The following is a 14404-nucleotide window of genomic DNA, read 5'->3' on the forward strand; positions in this document are numbered from 1 at the left end:
CGGTTTTGAAGGCCCTATAATGGACATTGCCTGAAGTGTGACAACATTGACAATCTCCGAGTGTCACCGCGGGAGGAGTTGAAAGCATGACTCAGCAACGTCGAGCAGGTCTGACCTGGGTGGAACTGTGTGTTATTCTAGGCATTATTTCCCTGACAATTGCCTTGCTCCTGCCCGCCGTGCAGAGTGCTCGAGAACAGGCCCGTAAGTCGAGTTGGAAAAATAATCTGAAGTCGATTGGTCTGGCACTTCACAATTATCATGATGATCATCGGTGCTTCCCCCCCGGCGGGATCATTCGTGAAGATGATACTGCCATGCACGGCTGGATGATGATGATCATGCCTTACCTGGATGCCAATCCGCTATCTGTCATGATTGACTATGATCAACCCTGGGATCACCCGGTAAATGTTCCCGTTTTTAAACGTTCGATTCATTATTATATGATGCTCGATGTGGATTTAGGATTGACCAGTGAAGGTCATAGTTTGACTCAGGTGCTTGGGAACCCGAATCTGATGCATCGCAACAGTCAGGTCGGACTCAAAGAACTGAACGGGGAGGCTGCCCATAACTGGTTGGCGGGAGAAATCGCTGGCAATTATCAGCCGTGGGGTTATCCATTTAACTGGCGACCGCTGGGAACCAAACTGTGTGATGGGCCAGAGAGTTTCGGTCATCCTGCCTGGGACGGCGGTCATCTGCTGCTTGTAGATGGTCGTGTCTCTTTTTTTTCGGATGACACCTCCCCCGAAATTTTAAGACGCCTGGCAAATGCCCCCCCTGTTGCATCCAGAGAAGAGACCGCTGTGCCGGATCACATCTTTCAACTCGGTAATTTTTACTGGAAACGTTTTGACCTGCAGTCTGATCCGCACGGGAAGAATAAATATCTGGTGCAAGTCTTGCGTAATCCAGCAGGGACGCCTTTGCAAATCAATGTCTATGTTACAAAAAGATTCACTCCCGAAGAATTGACATATTATAAAACCAGTATTGAAGTTCTGCATTTATTATCGCAGATCACTCCGTCTACCGACGTCGCCTCGACTCTCAAAGCCACAACCCTCGCGGAAGCGACGAGCCCTGCGCAGTTCGAGACGAATGTGAAAATGCTGCAGACGATTCAACGACGATTACCAAAAACCAATTCCCATGAGGTACGGCCATAAGGGATTCTGCCGCAGTCCAAGAGAGGCATCAATTATGAACGGTCAGCGTTGGATTACTGTCGGTGTCGTGCTCGGTCTGTTGTTGCTGGTGTTTGGACTACTCTTACCTGCCATTCAAGATGCGAGAGAAACGGCGCGCAAGTCGACTTCCAAAAATAATCTGAAGCAGCTTGGGCTGGCGTTTCACAATTATCATGATACACATCGGTGCTTCCCCCCGGGGGGGATCGTTCGTGAAGATGGTGCACCGATGAATGGTTGGATCACACAGCTCATACCATTTTGTGAAGCCTCTCCTTTTTATTCCATGATCAATTTTCAGGTATCATGGAATCATTCGGAGAACAGAGAAATATTTGAGGAGACACGTCCGTTCTTGATGATTCCGGGAGTTGAGGCGAATTATACCAGCACAGGCTACGGGCTGACTCATTATCTGGGGAATCCGCATCTCCTATATCGCAACAGTTCTGTTACATTAGATCAAATAGGAAACGGTATCGCGCATACCTGGATGGTGGGTGAGGTGGCAGGCAATTATCAACCGTGGGGTTATCCGTTCAACTGGCGGCCACTGGGAACCAAACTGTGCGACGGACCGGAGAGTTTTGGTCATCCTCCCTGGGACGGTGGTCATTTTCTGTTTGCAGATGGTCATGTTGCTTTTTTTTCAGATGACATCACTCCTGAAATCTTAAGTCTTTTAGCAGCCGCGCCTCCCATTCCATCGGCGGAACAGATGACCGTTCCGGAGAAACGGTTTAAAACGGATGGTTTTCAATGGGCTGAAGTTTCACTTCAGTCAGACCAGGAAGCGAAGAATATCTATTACGCACGAGTTCTGCAAAATTCTGAAAGGATTCCGCTTCGGATGGAGGTCTTTTCATTAGTCAATTTCGAAAAAATTGAAGCAGAAGCAGATGAGGCAATGGTGAAAAGGTATCCTCTACCTCAGTTACTGTTTCGTGTCGAGGTGAACACAGACATCAATGCCAGAATGAAAGAAACCTCAATGTCACAGGAAACGACCCCCGAACAGTTCCAATCCAATCTGAAAACGCTGGAATCGCTGCAAAAACAATTGATACACAAATGATGGTTTCATTCTGTTGATGACTCTGTTAGCTTGCTTTCTGTTGGCGTGGATCGAGGTACGAGGATCTAGCATTTGGGAAATGGTGAGGCAAATGAAACAGGACACGAGACGATGACAGAGGCAGCGTCGAACTCAGATCGGATCTCGGGTGAGCAGTGGCTTCGGGGAACCTCGACATCACTGAAACGGACCAGGCAGGGATTTACTCTGTTCCTTTACGGCTGCATTCTGGTCTGCCTGGCGGCGCTGGGAGTACTCTATTTTGAGTTCAGCACAGAACTGCTGTCTGTGGTCATGCAGGTCCTGCCTGTTACGGCGCTGATGGGAAATCTGATCATCTTCGCAGGGGCTCTGTTACTTTTCTCAGTGCCGACAGAAGTCAATTCTCGCGGTTTACTCATCGGGGCGTCAGTCGGCTTTTTCGCCAAAGTGATTTTTGCGGGAACCGTCTTTTGGGGTCCCGGATTTCTGGGGCTGCCCTTGGCACTCTGCCTGAAGCTGGCAGCATATATTGGTTTGATTCTGTTTGCGCTATTTCTGAGAAACTTGTTGTTGTATCTCAATCGTTCCGATCAGCTGCTGAAAGTGTACGGTCTGTTGGTAACGTCGGTGCTGTTTCTGCTGGGATCCTGGTGCATGGAACTGGTGATGGATCTCGGATTGATCAAATTTACTTTGATCCACATTTACTCCGTGATGCTGGTGGGATTATTTCTGTATCCCTGTCTGTTCTATAGTCTCAAAAAAGTATTAGCCCCGTGAATGAAAGCGAACGCGCTGGCCACAACGGTGCAACAGCTTCGCTGAATAACGAACGAATACAGATTCCCATGAGGAAGGGCTGTAAGGGATTCTGTCACAGTCCATGAGAGGCACAAATCATGAACGGTCAGCGCTGGATTACGATCAGTGTTATTCTACTGGTCATACTGCTGCTCATTGCTTTAGTTCTGCCGGCAATTCAACAAGCCAGGGAAGCGGCCCGCAGATCGACTTCAAAAAATAACCTGAAGCAGATTGGTTTAGCGCTTAGTAATTATCATGAGACTCACGGTTCTCTGCCTCCCGGGGGCATCATCCGCGAAGATGGTACCGCGATGCAGGGCTGGTTGACGATGCTTCTACCATATATGGACAACAGTCCCGATTATTATATGCTTGATTTCAACCAACCCTGGGAGGGGCCGGACAATCTTTATGTGATGCAATCGGTACGTCCTACGTACCTCATTCCGGGAGTTAAAGCTCATTATACGAATTTCGGTTATGGGTTAACTCATTACCTCGGTAATCCCCATCTCTTGTACCGCAACAGCAGTGTGAAATTTAAGCAGATGACGAACGGCACTGCGCATACCTGGATGGTGGGCGAGGTGGCGGGCAATTATCAACCCTGGGGCTATCCCTTCAACTGGAGGCCGCTGGGAACAAAAATGTGTAACGGACCAAACAGCTATGGTCATTCTCCCTGGCAGGGCGGGCATTTACTGTTTGCGGATGGCAGCGTTTCTTTTTTTTCGGATGGAACCTCTCCCGAAATACTGAAAGGTCTTGGAGACGCTCCTCCTGTATCCAATCAAGAACAGGCAGCTTTTCCGAAGAAACGGTTTGAAACAGGCAATTTTCATTGGGACTATATTTCGTTACAGAGTCAGCCGGACGATGAAAACGTCTATTACGCGAAGACTTTACAAACTGATTCAAATTCGCTGATGCTGATCAACCTGTTTTCGAGTGAGAATTTGACCGAGAGCGAAAAAGAAGAGTTGATAGAGCATCAAAGAGCGTTTCCCACGCCACATTTCTTTTTACGCATTGACTCGGCGACAGACATTGCTCAGGCATTAGAGGTATCTTCACTGTCCCAGGCAGCAACGCCGGAACAGTTTCAAGCCAATGTGAAATTGCTGGAATCGCTGCAAAGGCAACTGAAGTGATGCCTTCTTCTCACGCAGGATCTGTCGGTTCCGCTCTGAAGAAGCTTTTCCTGTTACGAAGTTACTTGTCAGGGAACGATTTTGCAGTTCATCAACGAAATTGGTTCTGCTTTCCCGAACCATCTCGTCTTAATGAATAACTTGCCGCGAATGGTGACATGATCCCCCGGTTTTAATGCTGCGGCCTCTGTTTTTGTCAGTGTTGGGAAGCTGCAGTTAATATCATGTTTGAGTGCATTTTTAATTTGCATGTCCCAGCCGAGGAGATCTTTTTCTATGGTATCAATGGTGCCTTCAATCTGAATGAGTCTGGGTTCTGTTTGATACCTTCGCACGAACCGACGGGGATCTGATTCGAAGGCTTCTGCCAGCCTGTCTGCAGTAAAATGGGGGACGCTATCGGCCATTTTTGTGGGTTCAATATTCGCCTTGGGACGTTGAGGAGAGATTAGAAAAAAGTCGATGATTTCCGGGACCTGTTCCTGATCTCGAAATTTCCAGTACACTCCCAGGACTTGAAGCTTCTGGCCCGGTTTCAGATGCTCCAGTTCAAAGTGATCATCGGTTTTCAGCAGCGCGGTTTTTTTCTGATCATTACCCAGTTCGATCTGACCATTCTCCCGGTTGAGGTGCTTGATATTCCCGGTCAGATAGAAATATTTCATTCCCCATTTATTATCAGTTGCTTCACGATTTGTAGAAAATTCTTTTTCTAACTCATCTGCGGAAAGAAACTCAGGCTTAAAATCACCTTTGATTTCCACAATGCGGCAATATTCCAGCGCTGCCGTTGAAGTCATCGATTTTTTCCCGACTCCCTCGACTGTGATTTCCTGTCCTAAAGCCAGCCGCGACTCGGGATTTTTTTCATGATCCCCCAATGAAACGGACACGTCTGGTGATTCCAGACTCATCCATTGCTCGGGATCTTCACTTGCATCCAATCGGAAACTGAGTTCACCAGTAAAGCCACTGTGGAGCGATTTCAGTTTGCCAGTCAGGCGAATCGATTTGCCCTCATATTTTTTCAGGGCATCTTCCGGGTCCTTTTCACATGCTTCGAAGTATTCTTTAGCAGTAATCGCATCGATCTGGACAGGCTCTGGGGCGGTGTTCGATTCTGCTTTTGTATTATCAGCCGAAGATTTCTCAGCCGAAGATTTCTCAGCCGAAGATTTCTCAGCCGAAGATTTCTCAGCCAAAGATTTCTCAGTCGAAGATTCTGACTGGGACATTTTGTTTGAGGTTGATGCAGCGGGCTCTGAACTGCAGCCAGACATCAAAATAAAACCCGATAGTATGAGGTAGTAGCTCAATTCATAGCGAGACGAAAACATCAGAGAATCCTTTGAAAAGCAGCCGTTCCAGATTGGAATTACGACAAATATCGCTTCAGTTATGGTTTCCATACTATACAGCGGTCAGGTGTTTTGTATAGTAGGTGCAGAATTATATTTTTTTGAGGGATATGAGATCAGGAATCTGATGATGTCTGATGAAACCGACGCTGCAGAAATGAATCTGAGGGAAGCGGAATTCTCATCAGGCGAACAATGGATTCGGGAAGGCTCTGCTTCATTGAAACAAATGAAACGAGGCCTGGATCTGGTCTACTTTGGTATCGGGCTCGTAGTTGTTTCAATATTAGCGGCCTTGTATCTTCTGCTGACATCGCGACTGCCAATGGTATCCATGACGGTGCTCCCTTTCGTGGGATTGTTAGGGTATCTGATGATCTTTGTGGGGCCGATCTTATGTCTTTCCGCTCCTGAGGAATCGGGGACTCGTGGTTTACTCGTTGGATCGGCCGTCGGTTTGAGTGCCAATCTTATCTATTATGGCACAGATTTCTTTGACCCTGGTTTTTTAACGATGCCCATGCGACTTTTCTTGAAGCTCGCATCTGTGGTCGGGTTGATTCTGTTCGTTCTGTTTATAAAAAAACTGACGATGTATATTAATCGACCGGATCTGACCGCAAAAGCACAGTATCTGTTGGTCACAACGGTTCTGCTTCTGATGGGAGTCTGGTTGGTTTATTTTCTTGAGCATCTCCGCATCTTTTTCAATGTCAGCCCACTCATCATTACTACAGGGATCATATTCGCGTTGGTGATCTATACCTATATTGTGGGGAGCATCAAGGAAGAGTTAATTTCACCGTCTTAATCAGTTTCATTGACTCGTTCATTGCAAGTCACTGTCGATGAGAGGCACGCTGGGGAAAGAACTGTGAGTGCAGATGCACCAACATGGTTCTATTATGAAAAGGAACAAAGGAACGAAGACATGTCAGAGGAATTCAGTGTCGAAGGAGGTGTTCCAGAAGAAGCCGATCTGATTGGTTATTTGAGAAAGGCGCTGGTTCCCGGGGCGTAGGAATTGCTCCGACACTTGTATATCAATTGGGAAATGGCGGCTATTTTTCCGTAAATTCCGGCTTCTGGAATCAAAAATCTGAATTTCTTTACACTGAATCGCGTTCGGGCCGGGGGCTCAGCTTGACGCGTAAATTCAGGGGCAATATACTCGCGCGATGGACTTATTTATCTCGTTGTGAGAGAATGAGTTTCGGACTATTTCATATTTACTGCGAGAGACTCTCATGAAGAGCGAACATAGACACGATCTGCAAACCAACGACCTCGGGAAACTGATAGTTCAGGCTGAGCCCTATTTGGAAAAATATGGCGTGAAAGCGATCGTGGCAGCCGGCGTTATTTTTGTTGTCGTGCTGGGCTATTTCGCCTGGTCTTCCTCGCGAACGGACCAGGAAGCAGAAGGCTGGACCCGTTTAGCCGCCAGTACATCCACTGAGGATTTTGAAACCGTTTCCGAAGAATTTTCCGGCACCAGTGTCGGGCAATGGGCGTTGATCCACGCAGCAGAAAGCCATCTACAATCCGGCATTCGCAATTCGTTTACCGATCGCAGTGCCGGGGATCGTGCTCTGGGAGATGCGAAAGAACAATTCCAGCAACTGCTCGATTCCGCCAGCACCTTGCCGGAAATTCGCGAACGGGCTTTGTTTGGAATGGCACGCACAGAAGAATCCGTATCGGACGGCGATCTGAAAAATGCGATTGAACTCTATCAAAAACTGATCCAGGAGTATCCCGATTCCATCTTCCGGAAGTTGGCCGAGCAACGTGTGAAACCAGAGGAAGGGGAAAAAGTCGCCGCTCTGGACCAGGAAGAAACCAAGAATTTTTACAAATGGTTCCATGCTCAGAATCCCAAACCCGGCGATCGTCAGCGACCCGGCTTTAATATGCCGATGCCTGGTGCAGCACCCGGCGGCACACCCACGGGTTCAAGTGAAACACCCGGACTTCCGGCACTTCCCGGTCTCCCAAGTCTGCCCGGGCTTCCCGAGCCCATAACGTCTTCTCCTTTGACCGATGACAACAAGACGGACGAAACGAAACCAGGCGATGCCAAGCCAGAGGTCCCCGCGAAAGCAGATTCCAAACCAGTTGAAAAGCCAGCAACTCCAGAGGAGTCTGCCAAAAAAGCGGAAACACCCGCTGAAAAACCGAAGTCGGAACCAGCGACCGAAAAGAAACCATAATGTCTGACGAACTTTCGTCACCTCCGGAGCTCTCCAGCGAACCGATTGAAATTACGGTCGAGGCACGCGCTCATGGCTGGCGGATCGACCACTACTTGTGTCGCCTGTATCCTAATTACACACGTGTGCTGTTTCAGAAAGCGATCAAGCAGGAAGCAGTACTCGTCAACGGTTTGCCAGTCAAAGCGGCGCGGCGGATGCGTGTAAACGATCGCGTTTCCGTGCGTTTGCCCGAGATGCCCGACAATCAGCTGCCGCCCGAAGATATTCCGATCGACATTGTTTACGAAGACGACTGGGTTGCCGTCATCAATAAACCGTCCGATATGATCGTCCATCCGGGAAAAGGAAATTACGCAGGCACATTGGCGGGTGCGCTGCAGCATCATTTCGATCAACTGAGTGATGTCGCCGGTCAGTATCGGCCCGGCATTGTGCATCGGCTCGATCGCAATACAAGTGGCATCATGGTCGTTGCCAAGGATAATCAGGTGCATGCGAAACTGAGCGCCCAGTTTGAAAAACGGGAAGTTCAGAAAGAATACCGGGCGATTGTCTGGGGCCGCATGGAATTCGATTCCGACTACATTGATACTTTCATGTGTGTGCATCCCCGGGCACGGGAAAAGATGATTGTCTGTGACGAGGGGGGCAACGCCCGCAATGCATTTACGTATTACGAAGTGATCGAGCGCTATAAGGCATTCACTTATGTGAAGCTCAAACCTCGTACCGGGCGCACGCATCAGCTACGGGTTCACATGCAGCATATTGGCCATTCGATTGTGGCTGACCGCGTCTACGGCGGCCGGATCGCATTAAAAATGAAAGACCTGAGTGTCGAGGCCGAAGCGGCAGCAGCGGAGCAGGAGAGTGATATTTTAATCGAGCGCCAGGCACTTCATGCGTATTGTTTGGAATTTAGTCATCCGCAGAGTGGAAAACCGATGAAATTTGAGGCACCATTACCGGAAGACATGGAAATGACACTGGCCGCGTTAGATCAATACCAGAAGGAAGAATGAAGATGAAACTCGCTAAAGTTTTATTGTCCAACGGAGAACGTCATGTCGCCATCGTGGAAGAAAATGGCGTTCAGCTTCTGGATCTCAGTCAGGTCGACAACTGTCATCGCTTATCAGATATTTTGTATGCTCCCGATCCGATCGGACTGGCAAAGTTTCTGATCGATACCGAACTGCCTCCGGTTCCCTTGAACCAGTTGGAATTTCTGGCCCCCATTGATCATCAAGAAGTCTGGGCTGCCGGCGTGACTTACAAACGGAGTCAGGTCGCCCGGATGGAAGAGTCCGAGACGGCCGCCTCTCACTACGATCAGGTTTATACGGCCGATCGCCCGGAGCTGTTTTTCAAAGCGACACCAAATCGAGTCTGTGGTCCAAATCAACCGGTGCGAGTGCGTTATGACAGCCAATGGTCGGTGCCGGAACCTGAGTTGGCGCTGATCGTCTCTCCCGATTTACGACTTGTTGGCTACACGGTTGGCAACGATATGTCGGCCCGTGACATCGAAGGCGAAAACCCGTTGTATCTGCCTCAGGCAAAATTCTACAAGGACTGCTGTGGTCTGGGCCCCTCTGTTCTGTTACATGAAAACCCGCTGGAACGGGAAGCAACGAAAATCATTCTGACGATCGAACGCGGCGGCGAAGAAGTCTTCCAGGGAGAAACCTCTGTTGCCGAGATGGCCCGTGGGCTGGAAGATCTGATTAGCTGGTTAGGGAAAGAAAACGACTTCCCCAGCGGTGCGGTTTTATTAACGGGAACCGGCATTGTGCCCCCTGATGAATTCACACTCGAAGATCGCGATATCGTCTCGATCGAAATCAGCGGGATCGGCACCCTGATCAATCCGGTTGTGAAAGACGCCGCCCCGTAGGTAGCGTCTTTTAATTCGAACGCTCCTTACTAATGAAGCTTAACCGGGGCTAATGCCCTGCGGCTAATGGGCCTTTTCTGCGGTCATAGTCCAGTAAATAAGGGCGACATCACACTGTCGGCCAAGACATATTCTTTCATCGCTAACGCTGTCGACCTCAAAATCAGGATCGGAGTGATTAAAGAAATACTACCTAGTGGAGTGTCATTTTTAAATTTTGGGTTGATAGATATCACGAGAGTGCGACAACGGAGCACGTAAACAACACCCCCAACCCTCAATTCCTAGCCTGACAAAGCACTAGTCGTCCATTGTTTTGATCGCGGGTGCTCTGGTTTGCAGGACTGCTTCGATTTCCGCCAGTGAAGGCAGTGCGTCCCGATTTCCCAGTCGTTCGCATTTCAGAGCCGCCGTCACACACGCGAATTGCAACACACGCTGCGGAGGCCACTCTTCCAGAATGGCATAGAGCAAGGCGCCGCTGAAGACGTCGCCTGCGCCCGTTGTATCGAGCGACAGCACAGGCAGCGCCGCACAATGCAGGCAGCCTGCTTCCGTAAACAGCCACGCCCCGCGCGTGCCATCGGTAATGGTGACGATCTCAGGCCCTTGTGCCAGCAATTCCCTACCGGCAGCGTGGACGTCGTCAGTATCTAGATATTCGGTGATGAAGCGACGGGGGCAATTCATCACATTCAGATAAGGAATCAGTTCCGGCATGCCCGGCTTTAATGAGCCCGTATCCAGAGAAACGAGCGCGCCGGCCTGCCGCGCCAATCGGGATGCCTGTAGACTCGTTTCCGGCGGCCAGCCATCCAGGTGCACGGCTCTGGTTTGTGAAAACAGTGTAGAGTCCAACTCAGAAGGCGGCAGCCAATGTTGAGGTCGATGGCAGGCGATTGTGCGGGTTCCCGCCTGTTCGTCAATCCAGACCTGCGCATACCCGGAGCGCGTTCCCGGCAACATGCGGCTGGCAGAGAGATCCAGGTTTTCCGCCGCGAGGTCTTCGGCAATCAGCGGGCCATATTGATCATCGCCCCAACTGCCGAGGAACGCGCACTGTTTTCCGAATCGCTTGAGTAGAACCTGTGCGGTGGGGACCGGCCCCCCGACTTGATAGGCGTCGCTGATGATATTAGTTTTTGTATCCTGATCCGGATGTTCTGCTAACACCACCAGATGATCTACGACCACTAAACCGACGCCGACAACATCATACTTCATAAACGGACTGCTTTATTTTTGAATTCTCATGGAACGGCTAAAGTTTCTTTTCCCAGAAGAGAGCCTGTCCCATTTCCGGGTCGAGTTCATAACCGGAAAATCCGAATTTGGCATACGCGGCGCGGGCACGCTCATTACCTTCCAGAACTTCCAGTGTGAGTTTACAACATCCGCGCGCTTTGGCAATGGTCTCGACGTGATCAAATAACTGCCGGGCGAGCCCCTGTCCTCGATAACCGGATGCGACAAACACATCATGAATATTGAACAACGGTTTGCAGGAGAATGTCGAAAATCCTTCAATACAAATCACAAGCCCCACAGGCGTTTCATTTTCAAACGCCAGCACCGCAAAGGCATCCGGCCGCTGATGCAAGTTGACCGCTAGATTACGTTGCACGTCCTCCGGAAGTGGGAGTCCGCCCCCTTCAGGGCTGTTCGCATAACTGTTTAAGAGGAACACGACTGCGTTGGCATGTTCGGGATTGGTCAGATCTGCTTCGAAGATTTTCATCAGGTTTTCTTTTCCTCGAGGAATCGGGTAATGTGGTCTGTCGAAGCCGTACTTTACTTTTTCAATTGGTCATTTTAATCAGTGCACTGGAAATAGGGGAGCCTCTCTTTCGAAAGAGAGGGGCAAGCAGGAAATTTGTCAGATTTTAAATTGACAGGGGATCTCAAACGTAACGATGAAAATTATTCCGGTTCTGGACATTCTCAATCAAAGTGTCGTGCGTGGCATCGCCGGTCAGCGCGACCTGTATCAGCCGATTCAGAGCCGTCTGACGCGTTCCAGTCAGCCCCTCGACATTGCCCGCGCGTTGCGCGATGAATTTGAATTGACTGAATTCTATGTCGCCGATCTGGATGCCATTCTGCATCAAAGGCAGAATCGGGATCTTTATGACCGTCTGCTACAGGAAGGGTTCACGTTCCTGCTCGATTGCGGCCTGCGGTCTGCCGATGATGCTGGGCCGCTGAGTTCGCTGGAAGGCATCTCCATCGTCGCCGGTCTGGAAACCATTAAGAGTCCTCCCGAGCTCAAGGCACTGGTGCAACAGTGGAGCGCAACACAGACGGTCTTCAGTCTCGATCTGAAACAGGGCGAGCCGCTCGTCAGTCCGTCGTCAGAGAATCTGTTTGCCAGTTTGAGTGACCCACTGGACATTGCTGAGCTCAGTTTAGAGCAGGGGGTCCAGCAGATGATTCTGCTTGACCTGGCGCAAGTCGGAACGGGAGCAGGGACTGGCACAGAAACACTCTGTCAAACATTACGCAGCCGTCATCCCGCACTGCGGCTGATTACAGGTGGTGGCATCAGTCAGCCCGCTGATCTCATCGCGCAGGCAGAACTCGGTGCGGACGGTGTCCTGGTCGCGTCTGCTTTGCACGATGGACGTATCGGGAGAGACGCAGTGCTCTCCCTTTTCTAGACTGTGTCCAGTTTTACTGTAGCGTCTCCAAGGTCATCTGGACCGAGTAAATTAGAATGAGACACGCTATGATAAAATGTGATGCGCTCTAGAGCAGGTTATTTCAGCAGATCGGGGAGTGCTTTTTTCAGATCGGAGACGGTCGCACTCCGATTGACGACCTTGCCCGATTTGTCGACGAGGAACATCGTCGGCAGTGAGATCACGCCGAAGTCACGTGCCGGGGCACTTTCCAGTCCGCCCTCTTCGTGAATCTGAGCCCAGGGAACTTTATGCTGTTTGATGTACGCTTCCGCCAGATCGGGAGTCGCATCGAGGTTGATTCCCAGTACGTCAAAACCCTGGCTGTGATATTTACTGTAAAGCTCCAGAATTTGCGGCAGATCTTCCGTGCAGGGTTTGCACCAGCTGGACCAGAAGATGACCAGCAGCGCTTTGCCACGATATTGCTTGGCGTCAATGCTGCCGCCGGTCAGTGATGTTCCTGTCAATTCGAGTTCTTTGCCCGCCAGATTCATCCGTCGCAAAGCACCCGCACCGCGGGTTCCTGCTTCTGAGCTGGCATGGCTTTCGACCAGTTTCGTATACCATTTTTTGGATTCGGCTACTTTCCCGCTGAACTCCTGAGTGACCGCCAACTGCAGCATCGCTTCGGCGGAATCATCTGAGTTGGGGTACTTCTTAATGAAGTCTTCCAGCTGCGTCAGCCACCAGGTCTGCACATCGCGGAGTTTGTCGCTTTGCGTTGTCTGCAACTGCGAACTGTAATCCGCCAGCAGGGTGCGATAGGTGACATACGCGACCAGATCCTGATCCTGTGAGGTCTTCTGGACCTGATCCCGAATTTTCTGCAGCTGTTTCAGTCCGTCCTTGTATCCGACCGTCTGGACGGCGGCTGCCAGTCCATCGACCATCTGTCGCGTCCACTGTGACCGTTCATCTTCATTTTTCGAAGAGGCAATCAGCTTTTCAATAATCACCACCCGGTCGGCATTGTATTTGGCAATGGCCTGAGGACCTTTGTCCGGAGTCGGGCTGTTTTGATCGAGTTTCTGAAGATCATCCAGTAAGCCCTGCATTTCTTTGGAAAGTCCCACTGTTGAATTGGTTGGCAAAGTGGCGTTCCCCGCAACCGGCTGCATCAGGGTTCCCCCTTCGGTCACCTGCATCGATTCGCCTTCAATCGGCAAGGGAACCTGGGTCAGTCGCCAGACATCGCCGACGCGAATCAGCTCACCAAATTGAATCAGGCCGCTTTTGCCTTTGGTATCAACAATGGCCATCACATTCTCAAAAACGTGCAAATCTTTGTCGGTTTTGATGCTATCTGCGGGAATCAAGCCGGGCATAGCTCCGTCAAAGCGAACCCAGACTGTGTCCGGGGTGATCATTTTTGTTTTCGAAAGCATGGCAGGAATTTCCTGCGGTGCTCCCTTGGCCGATTCACGAATTTTATCTGCAAAGGGATTCTTGATGCCGGCATCTGCCACTTCATCTTCTGTGATCAAGAGCGACTGGAACAGCTTGGTATTGTTGTTGGCTAACGCGGCGATCGCGACTCGTGTAACCTCTTCTGCGGAGATCATTTTCCATTCATCAATCACGCCGTCTTCGTCTTTATCAATGCCCCAGCGCGTTCCCGCCAGATTCATCCAGCGTGAGCCATCGACTTTATTATTAAAGTTGGCATCGATATCCCGATAGACTTCCAGTCCACGATTGAAGTAACGCCATTGATCTACGACATTATCGCCATTGGTGTCGACGAAGCGTCTCAAGACTTGACCATTCGGGCCATACACAATCCAGCCAGAACTGTTTTTGTTCTGCTCGACTTCGACCTTGCAGCGACTGTAATCCGACTTTTCCGGAATTTCAATTTCGACGTCTTTCTGGATTGGCTTGAACGTCAACGCCAATTCGACAGACGGGGCATCAGCCGCCGGTAGCGAACGGGACAACAAAATGAGGGAAGCGAATACAGTTAAAAACGAGATTCGACCAATAGACATATCACGGGACTCCGATTCCGCTGGCACGCAAACTTTACAGAATAGACAAACAACAG

The 14404-nt window shown here is 50.1% G+C and carries 13 protein-coding genes; 9 read left to right on the forward strand and 4 right to left on the reverse strand.

The annotated features are described in order from the left end of the window. Positions 1 to 86 precede the first annotated feature (86 nt). The 4 genes from Pan241w_RS03985 to Pan241w_RS04000 all read left to right on the forward strand — a co-directional run bounded on the left by Pan241w_RS03985 (position 87) and on the right by Pan241w_RS04000 (position 4208). A complete protein-coding gene (locus tag Pan241w_RS03985) occupies positions 87 to 1175 on the forward strand; it encodes a DUF1559 family PulG-like putative transporter (RefSeq protein WP_145211289.1) in 1089 nt (362 codons plus the stop codon). A gap of 34 nt (positions 1176 to 1209) precedes the next feature. Continuing rightward, entirely contained in the window at positions 1210 to 2271 is a 1062-nt protein-coding gene (locus Pan241w_RS03990; protein ID WP_198000314.1) for a DUF1559 family PulG-like putative transporter, read from the forward strand. Positions 2272 to 2382: 111 nt separating this feature from the next. Continuing rightward, positions 2383 to 3033 carry a hypothetical protein gene (locus tag Pan241w_RS03995; protein WP_145211295.1) on the forward strand — a complete coding sequence of 217 codons (651 nt, stop codon included), beginning with the start codon at positions 2383 to 2385 and terminating at the stop codon, positions 3031 to 3033. A gap of 119 nt (positions 3034 to 3152) precedes the next feature. Next, positions 3153 to 4208 carry a DUF1559 family PulG-like putative transporter gene (locus tag Pan241w_RS04000; RefSeq protein ID WP_145211298.1) on the forward strand — a complete coding sequence of 352 codons (1056 nt, stop codon included), beginning with the start codon at positions 3153 to 3155 and terminating at the stop codon, positions 4206 to 4208. 68 nt (positions 4209 to 4276) lie between these two features. Here Pan241w_RS04000 and Pan241w_RS04005 read toward each other — a convergent pair whose 3' ends face one another. Further along, the gene (locus Pan241w_RS04005; RefSeq protein WP_198000315.1) at positions 4277 to 5545 is read right to left on the reverse strand and encodes an OB-fold protein; all 1269 of its coding nucleotides are present in this window, start codon (positions 5543 to 5545) and stop codon (positions 4277 to 4279) included. Positions 5546 to 5693: 148 nt separating this feature from the next. On the opposite strand from Pan241w_RS04005, the gene Pan241w_RS04010 reads away from it, so the two are divergent. From Pan241w_RS04010 to Pan241w_RS04025, 4 genes are all read left to right on the forward strand, one after another. Further along, a complete protein-coding gene (locus Pan241w_RS04010; RefSeq protein WP_145211304.1) occupies positions 5694 to 6377 on the forward strand; it encodes a hypothetical protein in 684 nt (227 codons plus the stop codon). Positions 6378 to 6813: 436 nt separating this feature from the next. Continuing rightward, positions 6814 to 7779, forward strand: a complete 966-nt coding sequence (locus Pan241w_RS04015; RefSeq protein ID WP_145211307.1) for a tetratricopeptide repeat protein — start codon at positions 6814 to 6816, stop codon at positions 7777 to 7779. Beyond that, on the forward strand, positions 7779 to 8804 hold the full coding sequence (locus Pan241w_RS04020; RefSeq protein WP_145211310.1) for an RluA family pseudouridine synthase: 1026 nt from the start codon (positions 7779 to 7781) through the stop codon (positions 8802 to 8804). Before Pan241w_RS04015 ends, Pan241w_RS04020 begins: the two co-directional genes overlap by 1 nt. Positions 8805 to 8806: 2 nt before the next feature. Beyond that, a complete protein-coding gene (locus Pan241w_RS04025) occupies positions 8807 to 9679 on the forward strand; it encodes a fumarylacetoacetate hydrolase family protein (protein WP_198000316.1) in 873 nt (290 codons plus the stop codon). A 300-nt stretch (positions 9680 to 9979) separates the two neighbouring features. Here the strand turns inward: Pan241w_RS04025 and Pan241w_RS04030 are convergent, their stop codons facing one another. After that, on the reverse strand, positions 9980 to 10903 hold the full coding sequence (locus Pan241w_RS04030; protein WP_145211316.1) for a carbohydrate kinase family protein: 924 nt from the start codon (positions 10901 to 10903) through the stop codon (positions 9980 to 9982). 37 nt (positions 10904 to 10940) lie between these two features. Then, the gene (locus Pan241w_RS04035; RefSeq protein ID WP_145211319.1) at positions 10941 to 11417 is read right to left on the reverse strand and encodes a GNAT family N-acetyltransferase; all 477 of its coding nucleotides are present in this window, start codon (positions 11415 to 11417) and stop codon (positions 10941 to 10943) included. A gap of 175 nt (positions 11418 to 11592) precedes the next feature. On the opposite strand from Pan241w_RS04035, the gene Pan241w_RS04040 reads away from it, so the two are divergent. After that, entirely contained in the window at positions 11593 to 12336 is a 744-nt protein-coding gene (locus Pan241w_RS04040; RefSeq protein ID WP_145211321.1) for a HisA/HisF-related TIM barrel protein, read from the forward strand. Positions 12337 to 12434: 98 nt separating this feature from the next. Here Pan241w_RS04040 and Pan241w_RS04045 read toward each other — a convergent pair whose 3' ends face one another. Beyond that, positions 12435 to 14348 carry a redoxin domain-containing protein gene (locus Pan241w_RS04045; RefSeq protein ID WP_145211324.1) on the reverse strand — a complete coding sequence of 638 codons (1914 nt, stop codon included), beginning with the start codon at positions 14346 to 14348 and terminating at the stop codon, positions 12435 to 12437. Between the last annotated feature and the right edge of the window lie 56 nt (positions 14349 to 14404).

Origin of the sequence: Gimesia alba (assembly GCF_007744675.1) — a bacterium.
GTDB lineage: Bacteria > Planctomycetota > Planctomycetia > Planctomycetales > Planctomycetaceae > Gimesia > Gimesia alba.